We start from the raw sequence: 981 nt of genomic DNA, 5'->3' as shown, positions 1-981 counted from the left end.
GCAAATTTGTTGCGCCGCTTCAAAACAGCGACCTAATTAATATACCATCTCCCAAAAATAATGTCAATAACTATTTTTGAAGAAAATAATGATATTTTGGTGGAGCCTAGCGGGATCGAACCGCTGACCTCCTGCGTGCAAGGCAGGCGCTCTCCCAGCTGAGCTAAGGCCCCAAAAATGGTCGGGAAGACAGGATTCGAACCTGCGACCCCATGGTCCCAAACCATGTGCTCTACCAAGCTGAGCTACTTCCCGTAAATGGCGCGCCCGAGAGGAGTCGAACCCCTAACCTTCTGATCCGTAGTCAGACGCTCTATCCAATTGAGCTACGGGCGCATCTGGTGCCGAGGGCCGGACTCGAACCGGCACGGTAGTAGACCTACCGCAGGATTTTAAGTCCTGTGCGTCTGCCAATTCCGCCACCCCGGCTTGGCTTATTTGTTTATATTGGAGCGGAAGACGGGATTCGAACCCGCGACCCCCACCTTGGCAAGGTGGTGTTCTACCACTGAACTACTTCCGCATTATGTATTTGAAATGGTGCGGGTGGAGGGACTTGAACCCCCACGTCGCGAGACACTAGATCCTAAATCTAGCGCGTCTGCCAATTCCGCCACACCCGCATTAAATGGTGAGCCATGGAGGATTCGAACCTCCGACCCTCTGATTAAAAGTCAGATGCTCTGCCAGCTGAGCTAATGGCTCACAATAGATGTAAAAAGAAAATGGTGCCGGCCAGAGGAATTGAACCCCCAACCTACTGATTACAAGTCAGTTGCTCTGCCAATTGAGCTAGACCGGCATTCGGTGTACGTTATAAAACAATGCATTGAAATGAAGAATGGTGGAGGATGCAGGGCTCGAACCTGCGACCCCCTGCTTGTAAGGCAGGTGCTCTCCCAGCTGAGCTAATCCTCCCACACATATGTAAAGCCTGGCGGCGTCCTACTCTTGCAGGGGCAAAGCCCCAACTACCATCGG

Annotated in this window: 9 tRNA genes; all 9 read right to left on the bottom strand. The window is 52.1% G+C overall.

The features are described 5' to 3' along the window. Nucleotides 1-97 precede the first annotated feature (97 nt). Nucleotides 98-173: transfer RNA gene (locus ABD010_RS03910), tRNA-Ala, on the bottom strand. Nucleotides 174-178: 5 nt separating this feature from the next. After that, a tRNA-Pro gene (locus tag ABD010_RS03905) sits at nucleotides 179-255 on the bottom strand. Between the two features lie 4 nt (nucleotides 256-259). Further along, nucleotides 260-336 (bottom strand) — tRNA-Arg (locus tag ABD010_RS03900). Nucleotides 337-339: 3 nt separating this feature from the next. After that, a tRNA-Leu gene (locus ABD010_RS03895) sits at nucleotides 340-429 on the bottom strand. Between the two features lie 19 nt (nucleotides 430-448). Then, nucleotides 449-523 (bottom strand) — tRNA-Gly (locus ABD010_RS03890). A 15-nt stretch (nucleotides 524-538) separates the two neighbouring features. After that, nucleotides 539-623, bottom strand: a tRNA-Leu gene (locus ABD010_RS03885). Nucleotides 624-629: 6 nt separating this feature from the next. Continuing rightward, nucleotides 630-705: transfer RNA gene (locus ABD010_RS03880), tRNA-Lys, on the bottom strand. 21 nt (nucleotides 706-726) lie between these two features. Then, nucleotides 727-802: transfer RNA gene (locus ABD010_RS03875), tRNA-Thr, on the bottom strand. Between the two features lie 40 nt (nucleotides 803-842). Continuing rightward, a tRNA-Val gene (locus ABD010_RS03870) sits at nucleotides 843-918 on the bottom strand. Nucleotides 919-981: the final 63 nt, after the last annotated feature.

Origin of the sequence: Virgibacillus siamensis, assembly GCF_039522605.1 — a bacterium.
In the GTDB taxonomy this organism is placed as follows: Bacteria; Bacillota; Bacilli; order Bacillales; family Amphibacillaceae; genus Lentibacillus; species Lentibacillus siamensis.
Note: the sequence above shows the minus strand (reverse complement) of the source record. Positions and strands in the feature narration are given on the sequence as shown.